Below are 1,852 nucleotides of genomic sequence, written 5' to 3'. Positions count from 1 at the left end.
CCCTGTGAGGGTAGGACGTCGCCGTGCTTTTTATTCCGGCATAGCTCAGTTGGTAGAGCACCTGACTGTTAATCAGGCTGTCGACGGTTCGAGTCCGCCTGCCGGAGTGATATGTTGATGACCCGTTGGTCAAGTGGTTAAGACACCGCCCTTTCACGGCGGTAACATGGGTTCAAATCCCGTACGGGTCATGATGGAGGATTAGCTCAGCTGGGAGAGCATCTGCCCTACAAGCAGGAGGTCACAGGTTCGAGCCCTGTATCCTCCATTTGAACGGAGAACCGTTCAATGGTATATTTTAATAGCAATATAACGTTTCTATTGTGGCTCGGTAGCTCAGTCGGTAGAGCAACGGATTGAAGCTCCGTGTGTCGGCAGTTCGATTCTGTCCCGCGCCACCATGGAGGGGTAGCGAAGTCTGGCTAAACGCGGCGGACCGTAAATCCGCTCCTTCGGGTTCGGAGGTTCGAATCCTCTCCCCTCCATTATAGGGATATAGTTTAAAGGTAGAACTACGGTCTCCAAAACCGTCGGTGTGGGTTCAATTCCTACTATCCCTGTTATATTGTTATGGCGGTAGTGGCGAAGTGGTTAACGCACCTGGTTGTGGCCCAGGGACGCGTGGGTTCGATTCCCACCTACCGCCCTTGTCACTGGGGTATGGCCAAGTGGTAAGGCAAAGGACTTTGACTCCTTCATGCACTGGTTCGAATCCAGTTACCCCAATCGTGGGGATTGGCCTGGTGACCTGTTCTTAATGGCGGTATAGCCAAGTGGTAAGGCAGAGGTCTGCAAAACCTTTATCACCGGTTCAAATCCGGTTACCGCCTTTAGTTCCTAAAGGTGCTAACTGTTCTTTATTATTATGCCGGTGTGGCGGAATTGGCAGACGCGTTGGACTCAAAATCCAATGTCCATTAGGACGTATCGGTTCGACCCCGATCACCGGTATAAATGAGATTTTCATATCTCTCTGAGACGCTGTTAAATCAGCGTTTTTGTTTTGCATTTAATCGTATTTAAACACATGATTATCGATATAAACACACAGAAAACACACAGTAAACACATAAGTAAATGACCTCACACCTGGGAAAGCAACTTAGTGTAATTGAAGTGCCCTACAATTGTTAGACAAAGAACTAATGATTGTGAGGCACTTTTTGTATGGTCAAATATAATCCCGAATTAAAGGCGCAGATTGTTCATGAATATCTTTCAACTACGCAAAGTACCAATGATTTAAGTAAGAAATACCATATTGGGAAAAATCAAATCGCTAGGTGGATTCATCGATATCGGTTGAATGGCCCTGATACCCTCAAACGGCGGCGGCATAAACGGAATTTTACTGCTGATTTCAAATTAAATGTGATAAACTACTACCAAACTCATGAGGATTCGACGACTGAAGTGGCGGCCCGCTTTGATATTTTGCCGTCACAAGTTTCTGCCTGGCATTTAAGGTTTGAACGGGAAGGAATTACTGCCTTGAATTCTCAACCGAAAGGTAGGCCACCGAAAGTGAACCATTCTAAAAAACAACGTCGTCAGCCGGCACATCAAAGCGAACTTGACCGCTTAAAAGAAGAATTGGCTAAGAAAAGCCAAGAACTCTATGAAACTAAAATGGAGCGTGACATCTTAAAAAAATCGCTGACCCTGTTCGGACCCTCAAAGCCCGGAAGAAAACGCAAATAGTGGATCAGATCAGGGACGACCAAACATCACTACCTAAGAAGCAACGCTATAAGATTGGCGATCTACTTAAGGTTATTATGTTGCCCAAGGCAACTTATCACGACGAGCGTAAACGGATTGCCAATCCGCATGATAAATACGTCAAAGCGAA

General features: G+C 46.2%; 1 protein-coding gene and 10 tRNA genes. All 11 read left to right on the top strand.

The features are described from left to right. Positions 1-34 precede the first annotated feature (34 nt). Positions 35-107 (top strand) — tRNA-Asn (locus QOR60_RS06805). 12 nt (positions 108-119) lie between these two features. Then, a tRNA-Glu gene (locus QOR60_RS06800) sits at positions 120-191 on the top strand. Positions 192-195: 4 nt separating this feature from the next. Continuing rightward, positions 196-268 (top strand) — tRNA-Val (locus tag QOR60_RS06795). A gap of 57 nt (positions 269-325) precedes the next feature. Next, positions 326-401: transfer RNA gene (locus QOR60_RS06790), tRNA-Phe, on the top strand. A gap of 1 nt (position 402) precedes the next feature. After that, positions 403-485: transfer RNA gene (locus tag QOR60_RS06785), tRNA-Tyr, on the top strand. Between the two features lie 4 nt (positions 486-489). Beyond that, positions 490-560 (top strand) — tRNA-Trp (locus QOR60_RS06780). A 13-nt stretch (positions 561-573) separates the two neighbouring features. Further along, positions 574-646, top strand: a tRNA-His gene (locus tag QOR60_RS06775). 8 nt (positions 647-654) lie between these two features. Then, positions 655-726, top strand: a tRNA-Gln gene (locus QOR60_RS06770). Between the two features lie 33 nt (positions 727-759). Beyond that, positions 760-830: transfer RNA gene (locus tag QOR60_RS06765), tRNA-Cys, on the top strand. Between the two features lie 37 nt (positions 831-867). Next, positions 868-951 (top strand) — tRNA-Leu (locus QOR60_RS06760). A 216-nt stretch (positions 952-1,167) separates the two neighbouring features. Beyond that, positions 1,168-1,701 carry a helix-turn-helix domain-containing protein gene (locus tag QOR60_RS06755; RefSeq protein ID WP_283582605.1) on the top strand — a complete coding sequence of 178 codons (534 nt, stop codon included), beginning with the start codon at positions 1,168-1,170 and terminating at the stop codon, positions 1,699-1,701. Positions 1,702-1,852: the final 151 nt, after the last annotated feature.

It is taken from the genome of Ligilactobacillus hohenheimensis (assembly GCF_947381805.1).
GTDB lineage: Bacteria > Bacillota > Bacilli > Lactobacillales > Lactobacillaceae > Ligilactobacillus > Ligilactobacillus hohenheimensis.
Note: the sequence above shows the minus strand (reverse complement) of the source record. Positions and strands in the feature narration are given on the sequence as shown.